Raw genomic sequence first — 25,076 nt, forward strand, 5'->3', positions numbered from 1 at the left:
GTTTTCCTTTCTCCCACCCTCGGGCCGCGCATGACGCGGCCCTGTGCATTCTGGAGTATCAAATGGCTGCAAACTTCTTTCACGGCGTTACCGTATCGAACGTCGACACCGGTGCTCGCAACGTCTCGCTGCCGTCGTCTTCGATCATTGGCTTGGTCGACACCTTCACGGAAGGCGCGAGCGCCACGGCCAAGGCTGGCGACCTGGTGCTGATCACCAACGAGCGCGAGGCGGTCGCCGCGTTCGGCCCGGCCTCGGCCATCACCAAGGCCTGCCAGGCTATCTATGCCCGCGCCAAGGCGGTAATTGTTGCCACCGGTGTGGCCAAGGTGGTCGATCCGGCCGCGCAGACCTCCGGGATCATTGGCGGTGTGCAGGCCAGTGGCAAGCGTACCGGCCTGCAGGCGCTGCTCGATGGCAAGAGCCGTTTCAACGCGCAGCCGCGCTTGATCATTGCGCCCAAGCACAGCGCGACCCAGGCGGTGGCCACTGCCATGCAGTCGATTGGCGAGAAGCTGCGTGCGCTCGCGATCATCGACGGCCCCGGCACTACTGACGAGGCGGCTACCACCTACGCCAAGTCGTTCGGCTCCAGGCGCCTGTACATGGTCGATCCCGGTGTGCAGTTTTGGGACACCATCACCAGCGCGACCATCGACGCGCCGGCCTCGGCCTGGGCTGCAGGCGTGTTTGCCTACACCGACAGCGAATACGGTTTCTGGTCGTCGCCTTCGAACAAGGAGTTTGTCGGTGTCACCGGTACCACCCGCGCAATCGAGTACCTGGACGGCGACGAGACCTGCCGGGCCAACCTGCTCAATAACGCCAACATCGCGACCATCATCCGTGACGACGGTTTCCGCCTTTGGGGCAACCGTACGCTGTCGAGCGATGCCAAGTGGGCGTTCGTCACCCGCGTGCGGACCATGGACATGGTCATGGACGCGATCCTGTACGGCCACAAATGGGCGGTGGACCGTGGCATTACCTCGACCTATATCCGCGATGTGACCGAAGGCCTGCAGGCCTTCATGCGCGACCTGAAAGCCCAGGGCGCAATCATCAACTTCGAGGTCTATGCCGACCCGGTGCTCAACTCCGCAAGCCAGCTGGAGCAGGGCAAGGTGTATTGGAACATCCGCTTCACCGACGTTCCGCCGGCGGAAAACCCGAACTTCCGCATTGAAGTCACCAACCAGTGGCTGACCGAAGTACTCGACCAAGTCGCGTAAGGAGCGCATCACATGGCAATGATTCCCGAAATTCTGGCCAACATGAACCTGTTTGTGGACGGTGTCAGCTTCCAGGGCGATGTGCCCAGCCTGACCTTGCCCAAGCTCACGCTCAAGATGGAAGAGCATCGCCCAGGTGGCATGGACATGCCTATCGAGATGGACGTGGGCATGGAGAAGATGGAGTCCAACTTCACCACCACTGGCGTGCGTAAAGAGTCACTGAAGTTCTTCGGCCTGGCTGACGGCAACGCTTTCAACGGCACGTTCCGTGGCTCGTTCAAGGGCCAGAAGGGGGAAACCAAGGCAGTAATCGTCACCCAGCGCGGCACCCTGAAAGAGCTGGACATGGGGGACTGGAAGCCAGGCGATAAGGCCGAGCTGAAGCACGCTGTGGCCCTGACCTATTACAAGCTGGAGGTCGGCGGCGAGGTCATCTACGAGATCGACCCGGCCGGCATGAAGCGCGTCATCAATGGCGTCGACCAGCTCGCCGGCCAACGCCGAGACCTCGGCCTGTAATCCCTCCCCACCTCATATCTCTTTCCGAATCAAGGACCCCAAATCATGGCCAAGCCACTGCCAAAGTTCATCACGCTCGAAGCCGACCGCGTCACCGTAACGCTGACCAGCCCGGCCGAGCTCAACGGCGTTCAGCAGGACACCATCACCCTGCGGGCGCCGACTGTCCGCGATATCCGCAACTCGACCCAAACCTCGGACGGTGACGATGAGCAGCGCGAGCTGAACCTGTTCGCCTCCTTGGCCGATGTTCACGTCAAAGACCTGGAGGGCCTCACATACAAGGACTACAACCGCCTGGCGACCGGTTACAACTTTTTGGTGCGAGACGACGAGCTTTAATCCCGCCACGCAGAAGCAAGCAGCCAAGCGACTTGCGGCTGAGTTGAATTTCTCCGCCGCAGAGATCCAGACCATGTCCTACGCGGACATGGTCTGGTGGCTCACGGATTGAGCTTGCACAGGGGGCACCGATGGCAAGCAGACTAGCGTTATCGCTGGTGATCGGGGGGGCTGTCGCCTCATCGGTAGGCGCAGCGTTCAAGACGGTTGAGAACGGCATCCAGAAACTGGAGGCCAAAGGCAGCAGGGCCAAGGTGCTGAAGAGCACCATTGGCGAAACCATCAAGCTGCGCGAAGAGTGGAAGCGTGCGCACGACAGCGGTGCTGCCGGCGCTGACAAACTGCTGCGCAAGCTGGACAGCAATCTGGATGCCCTGCGCAAGCAGGGTGTCGAGGTTGGTCGTCTCAGTCGTGAATATCAGCGCCTGGGGCGTGAGGCGAAAAGCGCGGATCTGCAGCTCAAGGGGCATCAGCAGCTGCAGGCGGGCAAGGCCTCAATGAAGTCGAACATTGGCCAGGCCGTAGTTGCCACGGGCATGGCCGCAGTGCCGACGATGATCAGTGCGAATTATCAAGCGGTCATCCGTGACATTGCGATCAAGGCCGACATCGTCAACAAGCCGGAGGAACGGCAGCTTACCCGGACGGTGATCGACACAGCCAAAGACACAGGGATGTCACGCAACGATGTGGCTGACCTGGTCAACCAGTTGGTTGGTGCCGGCATGGAGCTGGACAAGGCGCTGTCCTATGCGCCGGTCGCGGCCAAATTCGCGATTGGCCAGGGATCTTCGGGTGTCGACACTGCGTCGATGATCCAGGCGCTGCAGCAAAACGCCAAAATCAACGACCCGAAGGTCATGCAGCAGGCGCTGGAGGCTATTGCCTACCAAGGCCAGGCGGGCAGCTTCGAGGCCAGCGATATGGCCAAGTGGTTCCCGCAACTGTTGGCCGGCATGGAAAAAAACGGGATCACCGGGCTGGATGCGGTGACCTCGCTTGGCTCGATGCTGCAGGTGCAGATGAAGACCGCCGGCAGCTCGGATGAAGCGGCGAACAACTTCAAGAACTGGATGGAGAAAATCGGCGCCGGCGATGTGGTCAAGGCCTACAAGGACGCGGGCATTGATTACCAGTCCTCGCTGAACACCGGTCTGCAGAAGGGAATGAACGTCATCGAGGCGTCCATGGCCCTGGCCATGAAGTACGTCGAGGCCACTGATCCCGCGAAGGCCAAGAAGATCGAGGCGGCCAAGGCCAAGATCGACAAGGAAGTCGACCCCGAGAAAGCCAAGGCCGCACTGGACGCTCTGGAAAAGACCCTACGCACCGGCGACATCTTCGCCGACATGCAGGTCAAGGCGGCGCTTACTGCTTATGGGCAGAACAGGGGGTTGTATGAGGAACTCAAGGCCGACTCGCAAAAGGCTTCGGGCATCCTCGACAAAAACTTGGCCGAGCGCCGTGAAACCTCGGCGCAGCAGTGGGCCGAGACGGTCCAGGCGGCTGACGACGCAATGCGCAGCATTGGCGACGCTATCCGTCCGGCAACTGATATGGCGGCGAAAGGCCTGACAGCGATCGCCCGTGGCATTACCTCGCTGTCTGACAGCTTCCCGGCTGTCGTCGCGGGCATTACCGGCACCGTGGCGGCCATCCTCGCACTCAAGACAGCATCCAGCGCGTTCAAGATCGGGCGTGGTGTGTTGAACATCGCGCGAGGTCGAGGCCTGGAGAGGATGGCCGGCCGGGCGGGGCATGGCGATCGTACGGCCATTGAGCTGCCTAAGACGGGCAGCAAAGTGGTAGATACTGGCCTTGGCCTGCTGGGTAAGGTGTTTGGAGCAACGCCGAAGGATGCGGCGCCGGCGAACGACCCGCTAGCAGGCAGGGATGACACGCAGAGAGTGTTCGTGGTCAATGCCGATGCGTTCAGCGGGATCGGCAGCAGCGTCACAAATAGTGCCCCTGCAGCCCCTGCCCGGGGTAGTCGTAGAAGCCGGCGTCGGGCTCGCAGACGAGAAGCAAGGCAAGCGCCCCCAGCTCGGCCCGGGGTGAAAGCTGAGGCACCTAAGCCTCCACCGGTGAAGCCAGCTGTTCCTGCTGCTGTGCCGAAGATGGTGACCGGGGTTGAAGAGTTGGGCAGGGTTGCCCGCTCTGTACGTGGCGTTACGCATCTCGCTAAGCGCCTGCCTGGCGGGAATGTGATCGACGCCGGTGCAGCTGCGATCGATGTCGCGATGAATGCCACATCTCAAGATGAAAAGGCAGAAGGGTATGGCGGGGCAGCTGGCAGCCTTGCGGGAACACTCGCAGGCGCGGCTGCAGGAGCGGCCATTGGATCGGTGGTACCGGTCATAGGTACTGCAGTCGGCGGTGCCATCGGCGCTGTACTGGGCGGCATGGGCGGCGAGTCGATCGGCGGGTGGCTGGGCAAGCGCTGGTTTGGCGATGAGCAACCCGAGCCCGTAGCCAGGGCGAAGGCGGAAAGTCCGCCAGCGCCTGGGGAGGCGGTACGGGTATCCTTGGCACTGGCGCATGAGGACAAGCCAACTCCCAAGGTTGATACCTCGGCCCCGTTATCAGCAGCGCCAAAAGCTGCTCTCGTAGCGCCGGTAGTGATCGACAACCGTGAGCCTGCCACCAAGCCAGTGCCGTCGGCGCCGGTACCGGCCTTAGGTGACACGGTGCGCAACGTGCCCGCCCCTGGGCCAGCCGAGCCTGAGGGGGCGTATGAACCGCTCGACCCGACGTCTAAAGACCCGTACCTGGTGCCCGCGCTGACGGCCAACAAGGTCCGATTCCCGGGTGCGCCTTTGGTGCGGCCACCGGCGCAGCCCGAACCTCAACCTGAGGCCGAGCCGATCGAGCAGCAACCGCCGGCGAAACTGGGCGAGACGGTACGAGCCGTGGCCGTTTCGGCTCCGGTGCAACCTGAGCCAGCAGTCGAGCCTGAACCGGAACCGGCGCTGCAGGAGCTGCCGAGGCTGGGCGACACGGTAAAAGCCGTGGCCACTCCGGCCCCGGCTGAGACTGAAGTGTCGTATGACTCGCTCGACCCGGCGTCAAAAGATCCGTACCTGGTGCCCGCGCTGACGGCCAGCAAGGTGCGTTTCCCAGGTGCGCCACTTGTACGGCCGCCGGCGCAACCGGCGCCTCAAGCCGAAGCCGTACCGATCGTGCAGGAGCCGCCAGCGAAGCTGGGCAATACGATGCGAGCCGTGGCCGTTTCGGCTCCGGTGCAACCTGAGCCAGCAGTCGAGCCTGAACCGGCACCAGCGCTGCAGGAACTGCCGAGGTTGGGCAATACGGTAAAAGCCGTGACCACTCCGACCCCGGTTGAGCCTGAAGTGTCGTATGACCCGCTCGACCCGGCGTCCAAGGAGGCGTCCAAGGACCCTTACCTCGTACCGGCATTGACGGCAAACAAGGTGCGCTTCCCTGGTGCGCCGCTTGTACGGCCGCCGGCGCAACCTAACCCTGTGCCTGAGCCTGTGCTGCAGGAAGCACCGAAGTTGGCCAGCTCAGTGCGATCCGTGGCTAGACCTGCGCCGACCGAGCCTGAGGTGTCGTATGACCCGCGTGACCCCGAGTCCAAGGACCCTTACCTGCTGCCGGCGTTGACGGCCAACAAGGTGCGCTTCCCTGGTGCAGGTCTGGTGCCACCGCAACCGGCGCCGGCAACGCCGCCGGTGAAGCTGGGCGAAACGGTGCGGGAGGTGCCCGCTAAATCGGCACCGGTGCCTGTGATGATCGACAGCGGCGAGCGTAAGCCCGCCGCTGATGGTGCGTCACGGCCAGCTGTCCCCCAGTTGGCAACTTTGCCGGCCGGTTTCGGTGATGTGGTGCGTGACATGGTGGCCAAGTCGGCACCAGTGCCACCTCGGATGACCGAAGTGGCTCAACCAGCCAAAGCGGCTGCGCCTGGGGCGGTATCGGTGCCGAAGGTGGATCAGGCGTTTTCGTTCTCGCCCAACATCAAAATCGATGTGCAGGGCGATGTGAAAGACCCGTCGCAGGTTGTCCGTGAAATCGAGTCGCCACTGCGTCTGCTGTTTGAGGCATGGCAGCGCGAAGCATCAGCGCGCATGACTTCGGCTCAACTGTTCGACCAACCACATGTTTAAGGAGGGCCTATGGCCTACATGGAGCAGCTGGAGTCCTCCCTGTCCGGGCTGGTTTCAGCGGGTGAAGCCGGTCGCAAGGGTGTGGACGGCATGCTGTCCCCACTCAATAGCGCGGTGGGCAGCATCACGGGTGCCGCGTCGGAGCTGGAAAACATTCCATTCGTGGGGCCTGAGGCGGGTGCGAAGCTTGGCCGGATAGTGCGCAGTATCAACGTGGCACAGTCTCAGGTGGGGCAGGTGGCGTCGATGTATAGCCGAGCAGTCACCGGTGCCGCTCAGGTACAGGAGCGGCTCGGCACCTTCAAGCAGATGGCGGCCAAGGTCACGGCCCAAGCCGGCCGGGTGGCGGGGTTGGTCAGCCCGTCGCTATCCAACGTGTTGCCTTCCGGCGGCCTACTGCGCTCTGCCACTCCGCTACCTGATGCGGTTGCGCCATACCCGCACCTCCTGATTATCCAGCCACACGACCCTAAGAAGCAGCCGTATTACTTCAACCTGGGCACGGCCGCCTTTGACGAGTTGCGGCGTCAGACGTCGTTCCGTTGGGTTGGCCAGGAGCGTCTGCGTCGAAGCGTGGCCCAGCAGGCAGTGGGCCTGGGTGAGGAAAAGATCACACTCAAGGGTGCGATCTTTCCCCACCACAAAGGCGGCATCAAGCAACTGAGCGTGCTGCGCAGCATCGGTCGCAACCTGCAAGCACTGAAGCTGGTGACGGGTTATGGCGAGGTGCTGGGCGATTGGTGCCTGCTCAATATTGAAGAGGAGCAAAGCCACCTGCTGGCGGGTGGCATCCCCCGTAAACAGGGCTTCAACCTGGAGTTTGTGAGCTATGGCAACGACCTGCAGAACGTCTGACGGGGATCTGCTGGACGTGATCTGTCAGCACCATTACGAAAATCTCAATGGCACGGTCGAAGCAGTGCTCGATGCCAACCCGGACTTGGCCAGGGAGGCACAGCCGTACCGCGCCGGCTTGTTGGTATTTCTGCCCGATCTGTCGGCGCCGGCGGTCGAGTTGCTGCAGCTGTTTGACTGACCCCGCGTTACGCGTAACGAAGCCCCGTCCAGTGCGGGGCTTCCTGTTTCTGGAGTAAGCATGAAACCAACGTATCGAATCATCGCGGACCGCAAGGACATTACCGCGCTGATCAATGACCGCTTGCTGCTGCTGCGGATCTCAGACAAGCCAGGTATGGAGTCGGACGAGTTTGAGCTGCGCATTGACGACCGCGATCAGGTCGTTGCGCTGCCAGCGCGGGGAGGGGTGGTGGAAGTTCTGCTGGGCTACGAGGGGCAACCGCTGAAGCGCATGGGCGCCTACACGGTCGACGAAGTGCAGTTATCCGGCCCGCCTGATGAGCTGACCATTCGCGGCAAGGCCAGCGATATGCGCGGCAGCGGTAAGACCATCCGTAGCGGCAGTTGGGAGAATGTGCCGCTGTCCGAGATCGTCGCTGAAATCGCCAAGCGCAATGGGTGGGAGGTGGTCTGCCCGGTCACGACGAAGGTGGAGCGGATCGATCAGCGCAACGAGTCGGACTTCAACTTTGTGACGCGCCTGGCGCGGCAGTACGACAGCACCGCCAAGGTTGCTCAGGGCAAGCTGCTGGTGATGCCCAGACAGGGTGGGAAGAGCACTTCGGGCAAGTCTCTGCAGGTCATCACCGTCAACAAGACGGACGTGTCCCGCTATCAGTTCCGGCTAAGCGACCGCAGTACGCAGAAGGCAGTGAAAACCCAGCACCAGGATCAGAAGACCGGCGCTTTGAAGGTGGTCCAGTTGGACAACGAAGAATCGCCGGACGGCCTGCCCCCAGTTCACACCGACCGCCATATCTACCCCAACGAGACTGCAGCCAGACAGGCGGCCAAGGCGCGGCTGGCCGCGTTCAATCGCAGCACAGCCGGTGTGCGCCTGGAGATGGCGGGCCGGCACGACCTGTTCGCTGAGTGCTCGGTGAATGCCCAGGGCTTCAAGGTCGGGCTCGATGGCGAGTACCTGGTGGAAAGCGTGGAGCAAGTGTTCACGGCCAGCGGGTGGACCACGACCGTGGAGTGCAACGGCGGTAAGAAGGGCAAGGCCAAGGCCTCGGGCAAGAAAAAGAAAGACGACAAGCCGCTCAAGGTAGAGCAGCTCTAATCCTCAAGGCCGCACACGGCCATCACTGGAGAAACCAATGGCTATCTCAGTACAACAGCTGCAACAGATCCTCCCCAACGCCGGCCGCAAAGCCGGCGTTTTTGTTCCCGGTCTCAACGCAACAATGGGCAAGTACTCAATCATCACACCCAAGCGAATGGCGGTGTTCCTTGCCCAGGTCGGCCACGAATCTGGCCAGCTGCAGTATGTACGCGAGCTTGGCAACGATGCCTACCTGGCCAAGTACGACACCGGGCGGCTGGCGGAGCGCCTTGGCAATACCCCGGCGGCTGACGGCGACGGTCAGCGGTACCGTGGCCGTGGGCTCATTCAGATCACCGGTCGCGATAACTACGAGGCCTGCAGCGAAGCGCTATTCGGTGACAGCCGCTTGCTCAACACCCCCGACCTGCTCGAGCAGCCGGTCTACGCGTCGCTGTCGGCCGGCTGGTACTGGCAGCGAGCGGGGCTTAACACCCTGGCTGATAAGGTGCTGCAGGCCGATGACTCCATGTTCGAGCTGATCACTCGCCGTATCAATGGTGGCCTGAATGGGTTGAGGGATCGCCAGGCGCTCTACAAACGCGCGCTTGGGGTGCTGCAGTAATGCCGCTGAACTGGCGTATCGCGCTTCTGGCTGTTGCGGTCGGACTCTATGCCGGCGGGCGAGGGGCCTGGATGTGGCAGGCCAGCGAGTACGGAAAGCAGCTGGCTGAACAGGCTGCAGGTTATGTCCAGCAACTGGCGGACAGTGATCGGGCTCACGGTCGAGAACGTGAGGAGGCTGCAGCTGCGGCCCTGAAACAGTTGGCGGAGCAGAAAACTCAGCGACAAGCCCTAGAAGATCGCCTGCAGGAGCAAGGCAAAACATATTGGAAGGAGATGAACGATGCACAACAGATTCAAGATCGCCTGCGTGACAGGCTGGCTACTGCTGACTTGCGGCTGTCAGTCCTTGTCGAAGCCGGAGCCTTTGCCGCCCCGGGTGGTGACGGTGGGGTGCGAGAAGCCGCCTGCACCGGGGGCGTGGTTTATGGCGCCCTACGCGCCCGACTTGACCCAGCGCATGCTCAACGAATTATCAGCATCACCGACACCGGTGATCGAGGACTGATCGCGCTGCAGGCCTGCCAGGCTTACGTGCGCGAACTCACCAAGTAAAATGAGGTAGCGGGGCCGAATGCGTGAACGTTCAGTCCGGCCCGGCGAATTTTGCAGACATTGCCTGCCAGTTCAGCCGAAATGTCTGCTTCTGCATACAGAGCCGCGGGTCTACAGTCTTTTGTTAATGTGGAAGATACTGGCTGTCCTTTGAATGACTTTATAGCTAGATTGCAGCTGCGAGATCATAAATGATTCTGCCATTAGCTTGTATGGCGATGGGTAATTTGCGCTAGGTTAAACTTTCATCCATTCAGAAAATGTTGGGGGGCAATCATCGAAATTGTATGACACAACTGTGCAATATTGCTCGGCTCTGCTTTCCTCGCCAGGGGGGCAAAAGAAATCCACTTCGAATTTCTTTAATATCTCAAAGGTTTTGTCGTTTGTGTAGGGGTTTTCAACTTTGTCAAGCCGATATAGTTGATAGAGTAGGAGCCAGTTTTCGTCAATGGTATAAAGTTGTTGGCCCAGAAGGCTCTTTCCATATTCAGATGTGCGCTCAAGAGCAGATTCGAAGTTGCAGAGCATAGATATCGCGATGCAATCTTTCGATTCAATTATTGCCTCGATGGATTTGTCGGTTGGGTCGGAGTCTAATCGCTCGAGGTAGTACAGAGCCCAGCACATGCCATCTGATCTTCTATCGCGGGCGTTAGTGGTTATGATGGATTCTAGTTTTTTTATAATATCATCCCGATCATAATCATCTGAGCGAGCATCAATTTTTTCTAGATAAGGTAGAAGTATTGGGTAGTGCCAGCATAAGTTAATGGCGTACTGTAGTACGTCAGCTGCAGCTTTGCCCTGAACTCGGGCGCAAATTGCAGACAAAGCGAATTTTATAACACTTCCGTCTGGTGTCTCGTTATTTAGTCTTACGGCATGGTCTAGGAATTGGAATGCATCGCGTGTAGTCATGTATGCAATTTGCCCATCATCTCGCAGCAAAGGAGGGAGGGCGCTCATCAAGACGCCGACCCAATGTTCTTGCAGGGGGCTTGGGAGTTCTATAATTGACGTTTTAGCTAAGTTCAAAGATAGCCGATATTGACTCAGTTCTTTTCCTAGTAACCGAATGAATTCTTCGGCTTCGGCGTGTGTATCACATACGGCTGTGTAGTCGTCAATATATCTTACGAATGAAAATTTATCCTTAAGCTGGCGATCTACTGCTGCAAGTATTATTTCGACGGCAATGCTTGATGATGCAGGGCCGATAGGTAAGCCTGATGTCTCATTACGTTTGGCTCCGCGTAAAACTCTATCTAGCTCAGCGCTCCAGTGATGTGGATGACCGCCTTCCGCGAGTTTCGCCTTGGCTTCGTTAAAACCTTGGATGGCCCATTCTAGAGAATGCGTGTAAATTGAGCCGAAGCAATTGGAGATATCTGTATGTGCTCGGAACTTTTTACCAAAGCCTTGGTTGGTTGCCGTCAGGGCTTTTGTCTCTGGGTTTTCATAGTTCATAATAAACATACGGCCATCAAGGTGCGATGCGACGCTTATGGCGCTATTATTGTCGTGTATCGCTTCTTTTAATTCATGATAGTTTGCTTCGTGTGCTTGAAATATCTGAGAAAGTGCTAGTGGATGGATTATTCCCAGTGTGCGTGAAACGTTGTTGTATCTTGTTGCTCGATACTCGATATAATTGAAGCCTAGCTTTTTTCTTGTTTTGCTTAATGGCGAGGCTTTTAGGAGTGCGTGGGCGATCTCAGGTGTGAAACGTCTTGTCGAGATGCTTGGCGGTAACTCTGTGGCTGACTCTTTTTGATTGGGGAAGTAGTTCCATCTAGTCAGCGCTTCGAGGAAGTGCCTTTCTTCGCAGGCGGTAGCTGCTGAAGTTTGGTGTGAAATGGCAAACTCTTTCATTAGGCTTTCCCGAAAATTTTACTGAAAGTTTGTGTCTGTTTTAGTTGGCGTATCTCTTTGGGGTTACCCGTCTAGGGATTGCTTGACAATATTGTCGAGGTGCGTTTTTATGATTTCAAGGGCGTGTCCTAATCCACGCTCCCAAATGACAGACGGGGTCTGGATAACTGTCTGCCATGAAATGGCATGGTACTCCCATTTGATCTCGCTTTGTTCCAGGACTTTTTTGTCCCAACCTTTTTGCGTAAGCGAAGCAGTAGCGGATAAGATCATCACATCAGTGTTGGAGTGAATTATACCTATGTAGCACCGGTAAGATGGTAGGGAGGGGTTGTTGGAGTTAAGTGAGATTTCGAATGCTTCAACTGGTAAAGATTCTGTCGCATTAATATATGAAGGTCGAGTTTTTTGAACGGTGACCTCTCTGCCATGGAGGATGTTAATTGGATTGTCGGAGGGGGCGCTATATGTTTCCTGTTCGATCTGTATGAAATACTTTTTATCCCACCCCTGTTTTTGTCCAAACTCGGCAAAATGTCTAGTCTTAGGGAGGTGTGCTAGTCTTAAATCGGAGTTGACCGACTTGCTGTAAAAATCCTTAATTAAGGTTTGTGATATTTCAGTGTTTTTTAAAAGTGAGTTGCTTGTGTTGATGGCTTCAACGGCCTCATTGTAATCGATAAAGCGCAAATCACTTTTGCTGATTTCTTGTTTCAGGATTGCTTCAATGCTTTTTCCTGTCGCACTAGCCATTGTAGTATTGTTACGAGCAGTGAAAAGTTCTACCATCTCATCTGTGACAATGCTAAATGCCTCCAATCCAGACCCTTGGTTAACAAAAAAAGGTGTTTGGTTGTTTGTGGAAGCGAAAGAGTCTGCAAGTGCGGCTTGAATGTCGCGATATAAGATGGTGCCCGTGCTTCTTGAGAGAGCTGCCTTTACCCATGCTGCGGTAAAATGGCTAGTAGTAATTGATGCGTAAGAATTTTGGTCGTGCTGGCTAGAAGCCATGCATACGAATGAAGATAGACGACTTGTCTGGATGGATTTTAAGAAGCTGTTGCTTGAGTCCTTTATGTACGGCGCCCCGGATTGGCATGCGTCAATTACTTTCACTGCAACTTTCGGGCTTGCGTTTCTTAGTAGGTCGTCTAGTTCGGTATTGCTAATTGAGGTCGTTGCTGCGCGTTTTTCGTCAAAATCGGTGCAGCAGAATAGTGCATCATCTTGGTATCCGCCGTGACCAGTAAAGTAAATAAATATTTCCTCAATTTCTGCGGAGTTGGAGTGGCTTGAAAAAAAGTCGCGAAGCTTTCCTTTTGCTTCCTCCGCTCTAGCGTTGCTGATGATCTCGATTGCTTGATATTTATTTGTTGCTTTAAGGGTTTCTTGCATAAGGACTAAATCATTCGCACACGCTGGCAGGGCGGTGAGGCGGTCGTATTTGTCAATTCCTATCAATAGCGCTAAGTTCATTACTGAATCGTTCCATTGGATACAAGAGGGTCTAGAGTAGCCTTGTGCCATCTTTATTCCAAGGGCAGAAGGCGATCTGCGCCGCTGGCGTTCTGTGTACGCAGGGCGCAGTCCTCGACCACTGCTACTCGATCCCTTTCTACCGGATCTAGTCAAGATTCCAATCGTGGTGCTGAACAACAACGATGACTGCTTTATCGCCCGGTCGTACGATGCGAAACCGTGCGTGGAGATGGGGGAGCCTTACTTCCACGCGAAAGATACATTCCGCCAGCTCGGCATCGTGGCGTATGGCGACACGAGCGAGAGGTTCGTGCCGCTGATCGAGATGATGGTGCCTGCGGCAGTGGTCTAATCGATTGATGCGAGCTCCGCCGATCTCACCAACATGACGGAAAGCCTTACCCAGTTTCGCCAAGACGTGCGCGCCAAGGTCATGCGGTCCACCGGCATCTTTTCAGTGCCTGGATTGCCCGCACTAAAACCCTGGAGCCGCTCGGCTATTACACCGAAAGCGCTTGCAGGCACGCGATTGCTTCAGGTACGAGAATTCTTAGGGCAAAAATAGGGCAAATCCCGGAGCGTTTAGACCTTTACTGGCCATCTTCTGAAGCCAGAATAGCCGCTTATGCAGGCCTCTGGAGGCCTATCGAGATCTTCGGGCGGGTTCAAGTCCCTATCCCCGTTGGAGGGAATCACTGCAAGGTCTGTTTGGAACGGTGTTTTTTGATGAGGTAATCCAGGAAGGCAAACACCTGCTCCAGCTCCAGATCTCTGGTTCGTCCAGATCGATCATCCACTATGATGGAGTTTCTGACCCGTTCGAGAACTTGTAAGTCTGTTAAAGCGTCGAGCTCGGCCGCATTAAGTTGGGGATTATTAGCCAGGACTAGGGCGCGTAGCTCTTCCATTGATCGGTCGCGTCTCATCGACATACTCCTTTGCCAGCTCAAAAATTATAGCCGTACAAAGAAAGCAGCGATGTGACCCCGATCAGTGGCTGAGTCGGCCTGCGTTGAGAGGGTAGGGAGAATGGGGCAAAAATGGGGCAAACTGTACGCCATTCCATGCCATTCCATGCCTAAGTCTAGGGTGAAACCAGAATGCAAAGGGCGGCCAACCCCTGATGCTGCGGGGCTTTGGCGGCATATGCGGTTTTTACTACAGCACAATCGGTGTGTGTGCGGAAAGATCTGACATTCAGGGCCTTACAGCGGGTGATCTGGTTGGCGATGGTAAACCCGCAATGGTACAGGCTTTTTCGTTACGATGCAGGCGCCCGCGATGGGGCATGCGCGCGCAGCCCGGCGGGCAATGGTGGAGCTGCAGCGCGTTAGTCTCTAGAATGCGCGGCCCTCGATGAATGCCGTTAGCCGTGATTTGCGCGATGAATGTGTCCAGCCCTGTCCCTCATGTAAAGCAACAGCTGATCTACCTCCTTTATGGCGATCGCCGTATCTATCAGCTGGAAGCCAAGCTCAGCATCCTTACCGCCCTGGCGCGTTGCAAGCCGGCGGAGTTGCCCACGATCCGAGTACTCACCGACCAGCCACAAGCCTTTGTCGGCTGGCCGGTGGAAGTGATCAGCCTGGACCCGCAGACCCTGCACGCATGGACCGGCGACGGCGGCTACACCCACCGACGCAAGGCATGCGCCATCGCCCTGGCCGGGAAGTGGGCAGACAAGACAGTGTTCATCGATACCGATACGGTGTTCCTGCAGTCGCCGCTGAAGCTGTTCAGCCAGGTCGATGCCGGGCAGTTCCTGGTCGACGAAGTGGAAATGAGCTGGGCCGAGGCCTCGCGCTGCGCGGACTACGGTAATTTCAGCGCAGGGCTGGCCGAGGCGGGCGATGCCCCGGCCGCTGATTTGCGGCTCTGCAACAGCGGTGTGATGGGTTTCACCCGCTGCAATGTCGGCGTCGCCGAGCGCGCTATCCCGCGCATCGATGCCTGGACGCCTTATGCCGGTGACCTGCACACCATTGAACAGATCGCCTTTTCCTTCGAACTGCACGGGGCGCAGCTCAATGAGGCGCGTGGCGTGATCAGCCACTACTTCGCGATGAAGCAGTACGTGCATGCCATCCTTGAAATTTTCTTCGCCAAACAGGGCGAAGGCTTCCATCCAGGAATGCCGGGCCTGGCCGTAAAAGTGCCGGCGCATCGCCCGGTGCCGTCGTGGCTGTCGCGGCTCTCGGTCAAGTGGAGTCTCAAGGGGGTGCCGCGGGAGCTGCGCGGCATCGGGCGCAAGCTGTTGTATGGCAGCGTGATGAGCGGTGACGACTACCAGCGCGCCTGCAAGGTGGTCTGGTGGCGTTCGGCAATTGAAGACATGCGCAAGCTCGACGGCCTGGACTGGAGCCAGGCATGGCCTGAAGGGCTACCGCGGCTCGGTCGGCGTGACGAGCGTGCGTTCAGCGAAATTGCCCGGGACAGCCTGCAGGTTTCCTGAGCCAGGGCGCTGTGCAGGGTGGTAGGGTAGAGGGCAGCCTTCAAGGAGCCCGACATGGACCCGATCACCACGCTTGCCATCCGCCTGGGTGAGCACCTGCGCCGCTTCAGCGCGCAGGTCACCACCGCCGAGTCCTGCACCGGCGGTGGCATTGCCGAGGCCATCACCCGCGTACCCGGCAGCTCGGCATGGTTCGAGGCCGGCTACGTAACCTACTCCAACGCCCAGAAAACCCGCCAGCTCGGGGTGCCTGAGGCGTTGTTCGGTCAGGTCGGCGCAGTCAGTCAGGAAGTGGTCGAAGCCATGGTCCGTGGTGCGCAGGCCGCCAGCGGCGCGCGCTTCGCCGTGGCGGTGAGCGGCGTGGCCGGGCCGGACGGCGGTTCGCCTGCCAAGCCGGTAGGGACCGTGTGGCTGGCCTGGGGTGACGGTAGCCGTGTAGTGACCGAACGCCGGCACTTCAACGGCGACCGCGATGCGGTGCGCCGACAAACGGTGATCGCCGCGTTAGACGGCTTGTTACAGCTTGGTGCCGAGTAAATCGACGACAGGGGTTTGCGCGGGCGCTGGCCTGTGGAATAATACTGGCTACTTATACAGTTATTGCGGCCATCAGGGCCAAGTCGAACACGTGAGGATTTCAATGGACGACAACAAGAAGCGCGCCTTGGCTGCGGCCCTGGGTCAGATCGAACGCCAATTCGGCAAAGGTGCGGTCATGCGCATGGGTGACCATGAGCGCCAAGGCATTCCTGCCATCTCCACCGGTTCCCTGGGGCTGGATATCGCCCTGGGCATCGGCGGCCTGCCGAAAGGCCGTATCGTCGAGATCTACGGCCCGGAATCGTCGGGTAAGACCACGCTGACTCTGTCGGTCATCGCCGAAGCCCAAAAAAGTGGTGCTACCTGCGCCTTCGTCGACGCCGAACACGCCCTCGACCCCGAGTACGCCGGCAAGCTGGGCGTCAACGTCGACGACCTGCTGGTTTCGCAGCCGGATACCGGCGAACAGGCCCTGGAGATCACCGACATGCTGGTGCGCTCCAACGCCGTTGACGTGATCATCGTCGACTCCGTGGCCGCGCTGGTACCCAAGGCCGAGATCGAGGGCGAAATGGGCGACATGCACGTGGGCCTGCAGGCTCGCCTGATGTCCCAGGCGCTGCGCAAGATCACCGGTAACATCAAGAACGCCAACTGCCTGGTCATCTTCATCAACCAGATCCGTATGAAGATCGGTGTGATGTTCGGTAGCCCGGAAACCACTACCGGTGGTAACGCCCTGAAGTTCTACGCGTCGGTCCGCCTGGACATCCGCCGTACTGGCGCAGTCAAGGAAGGCGACGAAGTGGTTGGCAGCGAAACCCGCGTCAAGATCGTCAAGAACAAGGTTTCGCCACCGTTCCGTCAGGCCGAGTTCCAGATTCTCTACGGCAAAGGCATCTACCGTAACGGCGAGATCATTGACCTGGGTGTTTCCCAAGGCCTGGTCGAAAAATCCGGTGCCTGGTATGCCTACAAAGGCAACAAGATCGGTCAGGGCAAAGCCAACGCTGCCAAGTACCTGGCTGAGAACCCGGCTATCGGTACCGAAATCGAGAAGCAGATCCGTGAAAAGCTGCTGAAAGCCGGCGCTGCGGGTGAAGCGAACAAGGCTGCCGCCGCGGACGCCAGCGCCGACGACGTCGCTGATGCTGAAGCCGGTTATTGATTGCTCGGTAGTTAGTCGAACATGTCCGCCGTACTCGACACCCCCGTCGCCATCCGGCGGACAGCCATGGACCTGCTCGCGCGACGTGAGCACGGTCGCGTCGAGCTGACGCGCAAGTTGCGTCAGCGCGGCGCTTCGGATGAGCTGATCGAGCCCGAGCTCGACCGGCTTGCCGAAGAAGGGCTGCTCAGTGAAGCCCGCTACCTCGAAAGTTTCATCAGGTACCGTTCCGGCTCTGGCTATGGCCCTGCGCGCATTCGCGAAGAGCTGGGTCAGCGTGGCTTGGCGCGTGCTGATATCGACCAGGCGTTACGCGAGAGCGAGATCGACTGGCGCGAGCGCCTGCGTGAGGTGTGGCAGCGCAAGTTTGCCGGGCAGCCGCCGCATGACCCGCGCAGCCGCGCCCAGCAGACCCGGTTCCTCGCTTACCGGGGGTTCCCGATGGACATGATCGGCCGGCTGCTCAGCGGCCGGGATCTCGACGATTACTGACGGCTGGCGCTGCGCTGTCGCGCAGAGAGCTGATGCTGGGCGCACCGCGTACCCTGTGGGAGCGGGCGCTTTTTAAATTTTGCGCAAGACAGTTGCTCCTACAGGTAGGATCGACCCGTTATCAACTGACCTTCAACGCCTCCCTGGCCCGCTGCGTGGTATGCATTGGCTGCGGCTTGGCCCAGTTCTCCGACAGGTTGATAAAATCCACCAGCTCGCGCAGTCGGCCCTGATCCCGACCATTGAAAGCAAATGACAGGCGGGTCAGGTGGCTGTAATTGCCCACCTCATGTTCCGCACTGCTGTCCGCCTGCTGGTGATACCTGCCGCTCAGGCGCAAGTCGGCAAAGCCCTCCTGGATCTCATGCAGCGCCGCGTCGCTGAGCGGGTGATGCATGCGGATCACGAACTGGCTCTTCAGCCAGCGGCTGGAGTGATAGTTGCTGTAGAACTGGTTGATTTCCTCCACGGCCTCGTCGGCGCTGTGCACCAGGCGCACCAGCTTCAGGTCGGTGGGCAGGATGTAGCGGTTTTCTTCCAGCTGGCGGCTGATGAAGTCCAGGCAGTCGCGCCAGAAGCTGCCGCCGGGCGAATCCAGCAGCACCACCGGAACCAGCGGGCTCTTGCCCGTCTGGATCAGGGTCAGTACCTCCAGCGCTTCATCCAGCGTGCCGAACCCGCCCGGGCACAGCACCAGGCCGTCGGCTTCCTTGACGAAGAACAGTTTGCGGATGAAGAAAAAGTGGAACGGCAGCAGCTTGTCGGTGCCATCCACTGTGGGGTTGGCGTGCTGTTCGAAGGGCAGGGTGATGTTGAAGCCCAGGCTGTGTGCACTGCCAGCGCCTTCATGGGCAGCCGCCATGATGCCGCCGCCGGCGCCAGTGATAACCATCAGGTCGGAGCGCGCCAAGGTGGCGCCCAGCTCGCGGGCCAACGCGTACATCGGGTGTTCCAGCGGCGTGCGCGCCGAGCCGAATACGGTTACCTTGCGCCGGCCTTTGTAGCGTTGCAGGGTGCGGAACGACTGGTCCAGTTCACGCAGGGCCTGCAGGGTGATCTTCGCGCTCCAGCGGTCGCTGTCGTCATGGGCCATGCGCAGGATGGTCAGCATCATGTCGCGATACAGCGGCAAGTTGGGGCTGTCGGGGGCTACCAGTTGCAGTTGTGCGTCGATGTTGCTCAGGTCGATGTTGTTGTCGTGGAAGTGGCTGAACAATTGTTCGTTCGATTGGTAAGGCATGCAACGTCTCCTTCTGCACCAATACCTCTGACCTCAATCTAGACCCTCCGGCCCGATCGTGCCGGAGTGTTTACCGCAGCCGCCCGTCGGTATACCGCCACTGGCGGTGAGGGTTTGGTTAACTGGTGAAGCGAAACGTGTCGATGCAGGAGGTGGCGGTATGCATCGCTTGACCATCGAGGTGGACGGGCAGCTCTATCAGCTGCTTGAGAACGCGGCCCAGGTGCATCACCTGAGCCTTGAGGCCGAGTGTCGGCGCCGTTTATCAGGGCTGGAGTGCCAGTCGCGTTACTTGCAGGCGTTGCTGGCTGACATGCGCGCCGATGCTGACGATGGGCGCTGGCGCGCCCGTGAAGACGAAAAGGTATAGCTGCATAACAGCTGTTGTTACTTCTTCTTGTTGCCTGCCACGCAGCTGGCGCTGTCGAAGGCCTGATCCATGACCGGCTGGTTGGTCTTGTAGACGGTAAAGCGGTAGACCATTACCGCACCTTTGGACATCAGGTTGCGGTAGCCGCTGTTACGGCAGACGCTGTCGCCTAGCTGGCTGCGCACCTGCGCCGGGTTGGCCTGCATGCGCTCGGCGTGGCTCTGGCGCACGCTCAGGTGGTTGACCAGTGCCTTGCCTTCTACGGTGTAGCCCTGGTCGAGGATGTCCTCGTTGATTGCGCGCGGGGTGCCGACGCTGCTCTCCTTGGCGACCTTCTGCAACGTATTGTTCAGGTCGTAATCCTGCTTGGAAGCCGCGTGGGCTGCCAGGGGCAGAGCGAGTAGCAGGCTCAGGGCGGGGGCTATAAGGCGCAGCATGAATCTCTCCTGGTTCGATGACTGGCGCTTTGACATGCGCGGGCCGGCGGTGTTCCGTGAACCGTGCGGGCGCGAAGTTAAGGCACGGTAAAGTGTCGATTATAAGGGCCGCCTTGCCACCTGCACAGCAAATGGCCGCCGTTCTGGTAAACTGGCTCCCTTGTTTTTTTCGAGCCATCCTTGTGCCCATTTCCAACCTGTCCAGAGGCCTGCCGGCATGAGCCATGCGGTAGCGCGCCTGCGCGCCGAACGTCTGGCCCGCAGCGTCAAGCCTTTCATCGCCCGCGGCTCACGTGCCGAGCGCTGCCCGGCTTGCCGGGTCATCGCCACCCATTGCCTGTGCGCCTGGAAACCCCGCGTGCAGGCCGAATCGGGTGTATGCCTGCTGATGCACGACACCGAGCCGTTGAAGCCCACCAACACCGGCTGGCTGATCGCCGACCTGATCGACGACACCGCCGCCTTTGGCTGGCTGCGTACCTCGGTAGACGAGGGCTTGCTGGCCTTGCTCGACGACCCGCGCTGGCAGCCCTATATCGTCTTCCCTGGCGAGTTCGTCGCCCAGGAGCGGGTTGTCACTGAAGTGGTGCGTGAGCCGGGCAAACGCCCGCTGTTCATCCTGCTGGATGCCACCTGGACCGAAGCGCGCAAGATGTTTCGCAAAAGCCCGTACCTCGACCGCTTCCCGGTGTTGAGCCTGGAGGCCGAGCAGATGTCCCGCTACCGCCTGCGACGCTCCAAGCGGGACGATCACTTCTGCACGGCGGAAGTCGCGGCCATGTGCCTGGACCTTGCCGGTGACAGTCAGGCCTCGCAGGCGCTGGATGCCTACCTGGATGTGTTCAGCCTGCATTACCTGAGCGGCAAGCGGCGCTTGCCGCTGGACGACCAGGACGACACCCACCAGCGTTTGCATACCTTCCTATAGTCCAAGGGGCACAACCCCTGCTTTGGTTCATAATGACGGAGCTGGCAGCCAGGGTGGGCGAGACGGCAGGGCGATTGGCTTGATCACCCTCGACCGTGCTCGGCCTCCTTGGCGCCGATTCCCCACCGGGCGCTTCCCTTACCCCCGAACGCCCGGCACAGAACAGGATCCCTAGATCGATGGCCACTTACGAAATCCTGATTGCCGATGACCACCCACTGTTCCGTGGCGCTCTGCGCCAGGCCGTTACCCTTGGCCTGGGCCCGGATGTACGCCTGGTCGAAGTCGCGAGCATTGCCGAGCTGGAAGCCCGCCTGAGCGAAAAAGCCGACTGGGACTTGGTGTTGCTGGATTTGAACATGCCGGGGGCCTACGGTTTTTCCGGGCTGGTGCTGCTACGCGGGCAATACCCGCAGATCCCCGTGGTGATGGTTTCGGCCCAGGAAGAGGCCGCCGTGGTGGTCAAGTCCCGCGAGTTCGGCGCCAGCGGTTTCATCCCCAAGTCCAGCACCCTGGAAGTGATTCAGGATGCCGTGCGCAAGGTGCTCGACGGCGAGGTCTGGTGGCCACCGCAGGCGTTCGAGAAGGTCGATGTATCGGCCGAGGCCAAAGCCGCCAGCGAAGGCCTGGCCAGCCTCACGCCGCAACAGTTCCGCGTGCTGACCATGGTCTGCGAAGGCTTGCTGAACAAGCAGATTGCCTATGAGCTCAGCGTCTCCGAAGCGACCATCAAGGCCCACGTGACCGCGATCTTCCGCAAGCTGGGGGTGCGTACCCGGACCCAGGCCGCGCTGTTGCTGCAACAACTTGAATCGGTTGCCAGCAACTGACTGCGCCTGGCTTCACGCTTTTTTGACCCGTGCCGGTCTAGTCTGCTGGCCTTTCTGTCGTTAAGTGACTCACATGACATCGCCATTCAAGGGCCAGACCGGCCTCAAACGCATTTTCAACGCTGCCGGGTATTCGCTGGACGGCCTGCGCGCCGCTTTCAAGGGCGAGGCGGCGTTTCGCCAACTGGTGCTGCTTAACGTGCTGCTGATCCCGATTGCGTTCTGGCTGCCGGTCAGCCGCGCCGAGCGGGCGATCATGATCGCGGTGTGCCTGCTGGGGTTGATCGTCGAGCTGTTCAACTCGGCCGTGGAAGCTGCCATCGACCGCATTTCGCTGGAGCGCCACCCCTTGTCGAAAAACGCTAAGGACATGGGCAGCGCTGCGCAGCTGGTGGCGCTGACCATGGTGGCGCTGGTGTGGGGCGTGATCCTGCTTTAAGCGATCGGCGGCAGCACGATTTCATCACTGCGGGTAAAGCCCGCGGTGAAGTTGCGGCATAGCTCGAGGAACTCGCGCATGGCCGAGGTCTGGTACTTCTGTTTGTGCCAGATGAAGTAGAACTGGCGCATCAGGTCCAGTTCGGGGGTTTCCACCGGCACCAGGCTGCCGCGGCGGAATGCGTCACGCAGGGCCAGGCGCGATATGCAGCCGATACCCAGGCCTGACTCCACCGCCCGCTTGATCGCCTCGGTGTGCTCCAGCTCCAGGCGTATATTGAGGTTGGCGCGGTGATGGCGCATGGCCTGATCGAAGGTCAGGCGCGTGCCCGAGCCTTGCTCACGCAGTATCCACGCCTCTTGCGACAGGCTTTCGATGTCGGCGCGGCCCAGCTTGGCCAGCGGGTGCTGCGGCGCGCAGAACACCACCAGCTCATCCTCTACCCATGGCTGTACTTCCAGGTCCGGGTGGTTGCAATCACCCTCGATCAGACCCAGATCAATTTCGTAGTGAGCCACTTGCTGCACGATATGCACGGTGTTCTGTACATGCAGTTTTACCTGGCTTTCCGGGTGGCTCTGCATGAAGCTGCCGATCAGCAGGGTGGCCAGGTAGTTGCCGATGGTCAGCGTGGCGCCGACCGCCAGCGAGCCGAACCCGGACTTGCCATTGAGCAGGTCTTCGATCTCCTTGGCCTGGTCGAGCAGGGCCACAGCCTGGGGCAGCAGTTGATGGCCCAGGGCGTTCAGCGCCAGGCGCTTGCCGGCACGGTCGAACAGCTGGCAGCTTGATTGGCGCTCCAGCTCAGTGATCGAAGTGCTGGCAGCCGACTGCGACAAGGCCAGCAGGCTGGCGGCTCGAGAGACGCTCTGGTGCTGGGCTACGGCGACGAAGACTTGCAGTTGACGGAGTGTGAATCGCATATCGATATAACCGATAACACATATCTTGATAATCCAGTTAACAGATATTGTCGCTGCCCCTAAACTATCGCGCAACTGCGCGTTTTGCGCGCTGCGTTTTCTTCAGGAGCCCCATCGATGAGCAACATGAACCACGAACGTGTCCTCAGTGTGCACCACTGGAACGACACCCTGTTCAGCTTCAAGTGCACCCGCGACCCGGGGCTGCGCTTCGAGAACGGTCAGTTCGTGATGATCGGCCTGCAGCAGGAAACCGGCCGCCCGCTCATGCGTGCCTATTCCATCGCTTCGCCGAACTGGGAAGAGCATCTGGAGTTCTTCAGCATCAAGGTGCCGGACGGTCCGCTGACCTCGCAGCTGCAGCACTTGAAGGAAGGCGATGAGATCATCATCAGCAAGAAGCCTACCGGTACTCTGGTGCTCGACGACCTGAACCCGGGCAAGCACCTGTACCTGCTGAGCACCGGCACTGGCCTGGCGCCGTTCATGAGCGTCATCCAGGACCCGGAAACCTACGAGCGCTTCGAAAAGGTGATTCTGGTGCACGGCGTGCGTTACGTGAACGAAGTGGCCTACCGCGAATTCATCACCGAACACCTGCCGCAGAACGAGTTCTTCGGTGAGTCGGTCCGCGACAAGCTGATCTACTACCCGACCGTGACCCGTGAGCCGTTCGAGAACCAGGGTCGTCTGACCGACCTGATGCGCAGCGGCAAGCTGTTCAGCGACATCGGCCTGCCACCGATCAACCCGCAGGACGACCGCGCGATGATCTGCGGCAGCCCGAGCATGCTCGACGAGACCAGCGAAGTGCTGGACAGCTTCGGCCTGAAGGTTTCGGCCCGTATGCGCGAGCCGGGTGACTACCTGATCGAGCGTGCTTTCGTCGAGAAGTAAGCGCAGGCTGGTATGAAGAAGGCGACCCTCGGGTCGCCTTTCTTATATCTGGTATCCATGCATTGCCTGGTCCGGCCCTATCGCCGGCAAGCGAGCTCCCTCAGGTTCGGCACAGCATTCCAAACCTCTGCTGTACCTGTGGGAGCTGGCGGTGCAAGGCAAAACCCGGTCTATTCGACCCGCGTCTCGCCGCTGTACACCAGAATCGCTCGGCACCGCTTGCACAGGTACCGCCGCCCTTGACGCACCAGCTTGTGGCGCTGTGCAGTGAAGGGGAAGTCACTCTGCGGGCACGGGCAGCGGTAGATATAGCGAGTGGCCACGCGCCGTTGCACTTCGTAGTTGTGGCAGCGGTTGGGCGGCAGTTCGTAGACCCCGCGCATGATCAGCTGCCATTCCTCGCCATGGGCCTGGATGCGTTCGCCGAACAGCTGGTGGGCCACCAGATGCGCCACTTCATGGGCTACGGTCTGACGCAGGAAATCATCCTGGTTTTCCCGGTACAGCTGCAAGTTGAAGCGCAGCAGGTTCTCGTGCAGGTGCGCGACTCCGGCTTTTTGCCCGCGCAGCCTGAAGCTGACTTCCGGGCGCGGAAAGGAGCGTTTGAAGAAGGTTTCGGCTTGCTGGTAACAGATTTCGACGCGTTGTTTGAGCAACTCGGGCATGGCGGCATGGTTCTCCTGACTGGTCATTATGCCGCAGCCGCGAGCCGCCTGCCGAGCCACCGCCCGTCAGCGCACAGCCAGAGGCCGCCTCGCGGCGGCCTCTGGTTGATGCCCCAGTGTTGGTTGAGTCTGTTCTAGTTGGTGTAGACGGGCCCCACGCCCAGTCCCCAGATGATCACCGTGGCGGCCATGATCGCCACCAGTACCACAAGGCCTACCGCCAGCACCGAGCTGGAGAACAGGAAGCCTTCGTCAGGCGGAATGTTCATGAACGTCGGCAAGCCGACATACAACAGGTACACGGTGTAGCAGATTGCAGCGGTGCCGATCAGCATGCCCAGCCACAAGTGCGGGTACAGCGCGACCAGGCCGCCGATGAACAACGGGGTGGCGGTATAGGTGGCAAACGCGATGCATTGCGCCATGGACGGGTTGGCATCGTAGGTGCGCGCCATCCAGTGGATGAACGCGCCCATCACCGCAACACCGCCGAGCATTGCCAGGTAAGACATGATGCTCATCCAGAGCGCGCTTTCCATGGTCAGCATCACGGCGGGTCGGTCGCCGATCACCCAGCCAACCTGGGTGGTGCCGATGAACGCCGAAATAGCGGGAATGGCTGCCAGGATCAAGGTGTGCGTCAGGTACATGTGGCTGATGGTTTCTTCTTCGCCACGAATTTCCCGCCATTCCTGGTCGGGATGGGTAAACAGCCCCACAACGTGATGAATCATGCCTTCACTCCTCTCAATGTTGCCAAGCGCCCCCCGAATGGAGCGCATGCGGCCAGGGGCCTGAACACAGATGCAAGCGGTAA

27 protein-coding genes are annotated in these 25,076 nt (G+C 59.5%); 19 read left to right on the forward strand and 8 right to left on the reverse strand.

Features of this window, described 5'->3' with window-relative positions; translation table 11 throughout:
- Window positions 1–62 precede the first annotated feature (62 nt).
- From AC5O5R_RS05865 to AC5O5R_RS05905, 9 genes are all read left to right on the forward strand, one after another.
- The gene (locus AC5O5R_RS05865; RefSeq protein ID WP_494515078.1) at window positions 63–1,232 is read left to right on the forward strand and encodes a phage tail sheath subtilisin-like domain-containing protein; all 1,170 of its coding nucleotides are present in this window, start codon (window positions 63–65) and stop codon (window positions 1,230–1,232) included.
- 12 nt (window positions 1,233–1,244) lie between these two features.
- Window positions 1,245–1,754 carry a phage major tail tube protein gene (locus AC5O5R_RS05870; RefSeq protein ID WP_056806658.1) on the forward strand — a complete coding sequence of 170 codons (510 nt, stop codon included), beginning with the start codon at window positions 1,245–1,247 and terminating at the stop codon, window positions 1,752–1,754.
- A 45-nt stretch (window positions 1,755–1,799) separates the two neighbouring features.
- Complete coding sequence (locus tag AC5O5R_RS05875; protein ID WP_494515079.1) at window positions 1,800–2,096, forward strand: phage tail assembly protein; 297 nt, start codon at window positions 1,800–1,802, stop codon at window positions 2,094–2,096.
- A gap of 131 nt (window positions 2,097–2,227) precedes the next feature.
- Complete coding sequence (locus tag AC5O5R_RS05880; RefSeq protein ID WP_494515080.1) at window positions 2,228–6,223, forward strand: phage tail tape measure protein; 3,996 nt, start codon at window positions 2,228–2,230, stop codon at window positions 6,221–6,223.
- Between the two features lie 9 nt (window positions 6,224–6,232).
- A complete protein-coding gene (locus AC5O5R_RS05885) occupies window positions 6,233–7,078 on the forward strand; it encodes a phage tail protein (RefSeq protein ID WP_494515081.1) in 846 nt (281 codons plus the stop codon).
- Window positions 7,053–7,259: a tail protein X gene (locus AC5O5R_RS05890; protein WP_494515082.1), complete on the forward strand. Its 207-nt coding sequence runs from the start codon at window positions 7,053–7,055 to the stop codon at window positions 7,257–7,259. Before AC5O5R_RS05885 ends, AC5O5R_RS05890 begins: the two co-directional genes overlap by 26 nt.
- 60 nt (window positions 7,260–7,319) lie before the next feature.
- Window positions 7,320–8,363, forward strand: coding sequence for a phage late control D family protein (locus AC5O5R_RS05895; protein WP_494515083.1), 1,044 nt, complete (start codon window positions 7,320–7,322; stop codon window positions 8,361–8,363).
- Window positions 8,364–8,400: 37 nt separating this feature from the next.
- Window positions 8,401–8,970: a glycoside hydrolase family 19 protein gene (locus AC5O5R_RS05900; protein WP_494515084.1), complete on the forward strand. Its 570-nt coding sequence runs from the start codon at window positions 8,401–8,403 to the stop codon at window positions 8,968–8,970.
- Window positions 8,970–9,524: a lysis protein gene (locus AC5O5R_RS05905; RefSeq protein WP_494515085.1), complete on the forward strand. Its 555-nt coding sequence runs from the start codon at window positions 8,970–8,972 to the stop codon at window positions 9,522–9,524. The genes AC5O5R_RS05900 and AC5O5R_RS05905 overlap by 1 nt, the downstream gene beginning before the upstream one ends.
- A 237-nt stretch (window positions 9,525–9,761) precedes the next feature.
- Here AC5O5R_RS05905 and drt4 read toward each other — a convergent pair whose 3' ends face one another.
- A complete protein-coding gene (gene drt4, locus AC5O5R_RS05910; protein ID WP_494515086.1) occupies window positions 9,762–11,399 on the reverse strand; it encodes an antiviral reverse transcriptase Drt4 in 1,638 nt (545 codons plus the stop codon).
- A gap of 63 nt (window positions 11,400–11,462) precedes the next feature.
- On the reverse strand, window positions 11,463–12,875 hold the full coding sequence (locus tag AC5O5R_RS05915; RefSeq protein WP_494515087.1) for a caspase family protein: 1,413 nt from the start codon (window positions 12,873–12,875) through the stop codon (window positions 11,463–11,465).
- Between the two features lie 166 nt (window positions 12,876–13,041).
- Here AC5O5R_RS05915 and AC5O5R_RS05920 point away from each other — a divergent pair, with 166 nt between their 5' ends.
- Entirely contained in the window at window positions 13,042–13,230 is a 189-nt protein-coding gene (locus AC5O5R_RS05920) for a hypothetical protein (protein WP_494515088.1), read from the forward strand.
- Window positions 13,231–13,570: 340 nt separating this feature from the next.
- Here the strand turns inward: AC5O5R_RS05920 and AC5O5R_RS05925 are convergent, their stop codons facing one another.
- The gene (locus AC5O5R_RS05925) at window positions 13,571–13,804 is read right to left on the reverse strand and encodes a hypothetical protein (RefSeq protein ID WP_494515089.1); all 234 of its coding nucleotides are present in this window, start codon (window positions 13,802–13,804) and stop codon (window positions 13,571–13,573) included.
- 458 nt (window positions 13,805–14,262) lie between these two features.
- Here AC5O5R_RS05925 and AC5O5R_RS05930 point away from each other — a divergent pair, with 458 nt between their 5' ends.
- From AC5O5R_RS05930 to recX, 4 genes are all read left to right on the forward strand, one after another.
- The gene (locus AC5O5R_RS05930; protein ID WP_494515090.1) at window positions 14,263–15,330 is read left to right on the forward strand and encodes a hypothetical protein; all 1,068 of its coding nucleotides are present in this window, start codon (window positions 14,263–14,265) and stop codon (window positions 15,328–15,330) included.
- A gap of 54 nt (window positions 15,331–15,384) precedes the next feature.
- On the forward strand, window positions 15,385–15,867 hold the full coding sequence (locus AC5O5R_RS05935; protein WP_172219577.1) for a CinA family protein: 483 nt from the start codon (window positions 15,385–15,387) through the stop codon (window positions 15,865–15,867).
- Between the two features lie 103 nt (window positions 15,868–15,970).
- Window positions 15,971–17,038, forward strand: coding sequence for a recombinase RecA (recA, locus tag AC5O5R_RS05940; RefSeq protein WP_172219579.1), 1,068 nt, complete (start codon window positions 15,971–15,973; stop codon window positions 17,036–17,038).
- Between the two features lie 21 nt (window positions 17,039–17,059).
- Complete coding sequence (gene recX / locus AC5O5R_RS05945) at window positions 17,060–17,530, forward strand: recombination regulator RecX (RefSeq protein ID WP_172219581.1); 471 nt, start codon at window positions 17,060–17,062, stop codon at window positions 17,528–17,530.
- Window positions 17,531–17,651: 121 nt separating this feature from the next.
- Here the strand turns inward: recX and AC5O5R_RS05950 are convergent, their stop codons facing one another.
- A complete protein-coding gene (locus AC5O5R_RS05950; RefSeq protein ID WP_494512187.1) occupies window positions 17,652–18,770 on the reverse strand; it encodes an LOG family protein in 1,119 nt (372 codons plus the stop codon).
- Between the two features lie 160 nt (window positions 18,771–18,930).
- Between AC5O5R_RS05950 and AC5O5R_RS05955 the strand changes: the two genes are divergently transcribed.
- On the forward strand, window positions 18,931–19,140 hold the full coding sequence (locus tag AC5O5R_RS05955) for a hypothetical protein (RefSeq protein WP_172224565.1): 210 nt from the start codon (window positions 18,931–18,933) through the stop codon (window positions 19,138–19,140).
- 17 nt (window positions 19,141–19,157) lie between these two features.
- Here the strand turns inward: AC5O5R_RS05955 and AC5O5R_RS05960 are convergent, their stop codons facing one another.
- Window positions 19,158–19,577 carry a quorum-sensing-regulated virulence factor family protein gene (locus AC5O5R_RS05960; RefSeq protein WP_172224568.1) on the reverse strand — a complete coding sequence of 140 codons (420 nt, stop codon included), beginning with the start codon at window positions 19,575–19,577 and terminating at the stop codon, window positions 19,158–19,160.
- 217 nt (window positions 19,578–19,794) lie between these two features.
- Between AC5O5R_RS05960 and AC5O5R_RS05965 the strand changes: the two genes are divergently transcribed.
- From AC5O5R_RS05965 to AC5O5R_RS05975, 3 genes are all read left to right on the forward strand, one after another.
- Window positions 19,795–20,505 carry a tRNA-uridine aminocarboxypropyltransferase gene (locus tag AC5O5R_RS05965; protein ID WP_172224571.1) on the forward strand — a complete coding sequence of 237 codons (711 nt, stop codon included), beginning with the start codon at window positions 19,795–19,797 and terminating at the stop codon, window positions 20,503–20,505.
- Between the two features lie 179 nt (window positions 20,506–20,684).
- Complete coding sequence (erdR, locus tag AC5O5R_RS05970) at window positions 20,685–21,335, forward strand: response regulator transcription factor ErdR (protein WP_172224574.1); 651 nt, start codon at window positions 20,685–20,687, stop codon at window positions 21,333–21,335.
- Between the two features lie 73 nt (window positions 21,336–21,408).
- Entirely contained in the window at window positions 21,409–21,774 is a 366-nt protein-coding gene (locus AC5O5R_RS05975) for a diacylglycerol kinase (protein ID WP_010952700.1), read from the forward strand.
- Here AC5O5R_RS05975 and finR read toward each other — a convergent pair.
- Window positions 21,771–22,697: a LysR family transcriptional regulator FinR gene (finR, locus tag AC5O5R_RS05980; protein ID WP_172224577.1), complete on the reverse strand. Its 927-nt coding sequence runs from the start codon at window positions 22,695–22,697 to the stop codon at window positions 21,771–21,773. The genes AC5O5R_RS05975 and finR overlap by 4 nt on opposite strands.
- Before the next feature lie 117 nt (window positions 22,698–22,814).
- Here finR and fpr point away from each other — a divergent pair, with 117 nt between their 5' ends.
- Window positions 22,815–23,594, forward strand: coding sequence for a ferredoxin-NADP reductase (gene fpr / locus AC5O5R_RS05985; protein WP_033700840.1), 780 nt, complete (start codon window positions 22,815–22,817; stop codon window positions 23,592–23,594).
- Window positions 23,595–23,764: 170 nt separating this feature from the next.
- Here fpr and AC5O5R_RS05990 read toward each other — a convergent pair whose 3' ends face one another.
- On the reverse strand, window positions 23,765–24,286 hold the full coding sequence (locus AC5O5R_RS05990; protein ID WP_172224580.1) for a SprT family zinc-dependent metalloprotease: 522 nt from the start codon (window positions 24,284–24,286) through the stop codon (window positions 23,765–23,767).
- Between the two features lie 107 nt (window positions 24,287–24,393).
- On the reverse strand, window positions 24,394–24,993 hold the full coding sequence (locus tag AC5O5R_RS05995) for a Yip1 family protein (protein WP_172224585.1): 600 nt from the start codon (window positions 24,991–24,993) through the stop codon (window positions 24,394–24,396).
- Between the last annotated feature and the right edge of the window lie 83 nt (window positions 24,994–25,076).

The organism is Pseudomonas sp. 8_5_2 (genome assembly GCF_059295255.1).

Bases quoted from the DNA above. Each gene is read 5' to 3' on its own strand.
- AC5O5R_RS05865 (WP_494515078.1), top strand. From the start codon at position 63: ATGGCTGCAAACTTCTTTCACGGCGTTACCGTATCGAACGTCGACACC.
- AC5O5R_RS05870 (WP_056806658.1), top strand. From the start codon at position 1,245: ATGGCAATGATTCCCGAAATTCTGGCCAACATGAACCTGTTTGTGGAC.
- AC5O5R_RS05875 (WP_494515079.1), top strand. From the start codon at position 1,800: ATGGCCAAGCCACTGCCAAAGTTCATCACGCTCGAAGCCGACCGCGTC.
- AC5O5R_RS05880 (WP_494515080.1), top strand. From the start codon at position 2,228: ATGGCAAGCAGACTAGCGTTATCGCTGGTGATCGGGGGGGCTGTCGCC.
- AC5O5R_RS05885 (WP_494515081.1), top strand. From the start codon at position 6,233: ATGGCCTACATGGAGCAGCTGGAGTCCTCCCTGTCCGGGCTGGTTTCA.
- AC5O5R_RS05890 (WP_494515082.1), top strand. From the start codon at position 7,053: ATGGCAACGACCTGCAGAACGTCTGACGGGGATCTGCTGGACGTGATC.
- AC5O5R_RS05895 (WP_494515083.1), top strand. From the start codon at position 7,320: ATGAAACCAACGTATCGAATCATCGCGGACCGCAAGGACATTACCGCG.
- AC5O5R_RS05900 (WP_494515084.1), top strand. From the start codon at position 8,401: ATGGCTATCTCAGTACAACAGCTGCAACAGATCCTCCCCAACGCCGGC.
- AC5O5R_RS05905 (WP_494515085.1), top strand. From the start codon at position 8,970: ATGCCGCTGAACTGGCGTATCGCGCTTCTGGCTGTTGCGGTCGGACTC.
- drt4 (WP_494515086.1), bottom strand. From the start codon at position 11,399: ATGAAAGAGTTTGCCATTTCACACCAAACTTCAGCAGCTACCGCCTGC.
- AC5O5R_RS05915 (WP_494515087.1), bottom strand. From the start codon at position 12,875: ATGAACTTAGCGCTATTGATAGGAATTGACAAATACGACCGCCTCACC.
- AC5O5R_RS05925 (WP_494515089.1), bottom strand. From the start codon at position 13,804: ATGAGACGCGACCGATCAATGGAAGAGCTACGCGCCCTAGTCCTGGCT.
- AC5O5R_RS05930 (WP_494515090.1), top strand. From the start codon at position 14,263: ATGAATGTGTCCAGCCCTGTCCCTCATGTAAAGCAACAGCTGATCTAC.
- AC5O5R_RS05935 (WP_172219577.1), top strand. From the start codon at position 15,385: ATGGACCCGATCACCACGCTTGCCATCCGCCTGGGTGAGCACCTGCGC.
- recA (WP_172219579.1), top strand. From the start codon at position 15,971: ATGGACGACAACAAGAAGCGCGCCTTGGCTGCGGCCCTGGGTCAGATC.
- recX (WP_172219581.1), top strand. From the start codon at position 17,060: ATGTCCGCCGTACTCGACACCCCCGTCGCCATCCGGCGGACAGCCATG.
- AC5O5R_RS05950 (WP_494512187.1), bottom strand. From the start codon at position 18,770: ATGCCTTACCAATCGAACGAACAATTGTTCAGCCACTTCCACGACAAC.
- AC5O5R_RS05955 (WP_172224565.1), top strand. From the start codon at position 18,931: ATGCATCGCTTGACCATCGAGGTGGACGGGCAGCTCTATCAGCTGCTT.
- AC5O5R_RS05960 (WP_172224568.1), bottom strand. From the start codon at position 19,577: ATGCTGCGCCTTATAGCCCCCGCCCTGAGCCTGCTACTCGCTCTGCCC.
- AC5O5R_RS05965 (WP_172224571.1), top strand. From the start codon at position 19,795: ATGAGCCATGCGGTAGCGCGCCTGCGCGCCGAACGTCTGGCCCGCAGC.
- erdR (WP_172224574.1), top strand. From the start codon at position 20,685: ATGGCCACTTACGAAATCCTGATTGCCGATGACCACCCACTGTTCCGT.
- AC5O5R_RS05975 (WP_010952700.1), top strand. From the start codon at position 21,409: ATGACATCGCCATTCAAGGGCCAGACCGGCCTCAAACGCATTTTCAAC.
- finR (WP_172224577.1), bottom strand. From the start codon at position 22,697: ATGCGATTCACACTCCGTCAACTGCAAGTCTTCGTCGCCGTAGCCCAG.
- fpr (WP_033700840.1), top strand. From the start codon at position 22,815: ATGAGCAACATGAACCACGAACGTGTCCTCAGTGTGCACCACTGGAAC.
- AC5O5R_RS05990 (WP_172224580.1), bottom strand. From the start codon at position 24,286: ATGACCAGTCAGGAGAACCATGCCGCCATGCCCGAGTTGCTCAAACAA.
- AC5O5R_RS05995 (WP_172224585.1), bottom strand. From the start codon at position 24,993: ATGATTCATCACGTTGTGGGGCTGTTTACCCATCCCGACCAGGAATGG.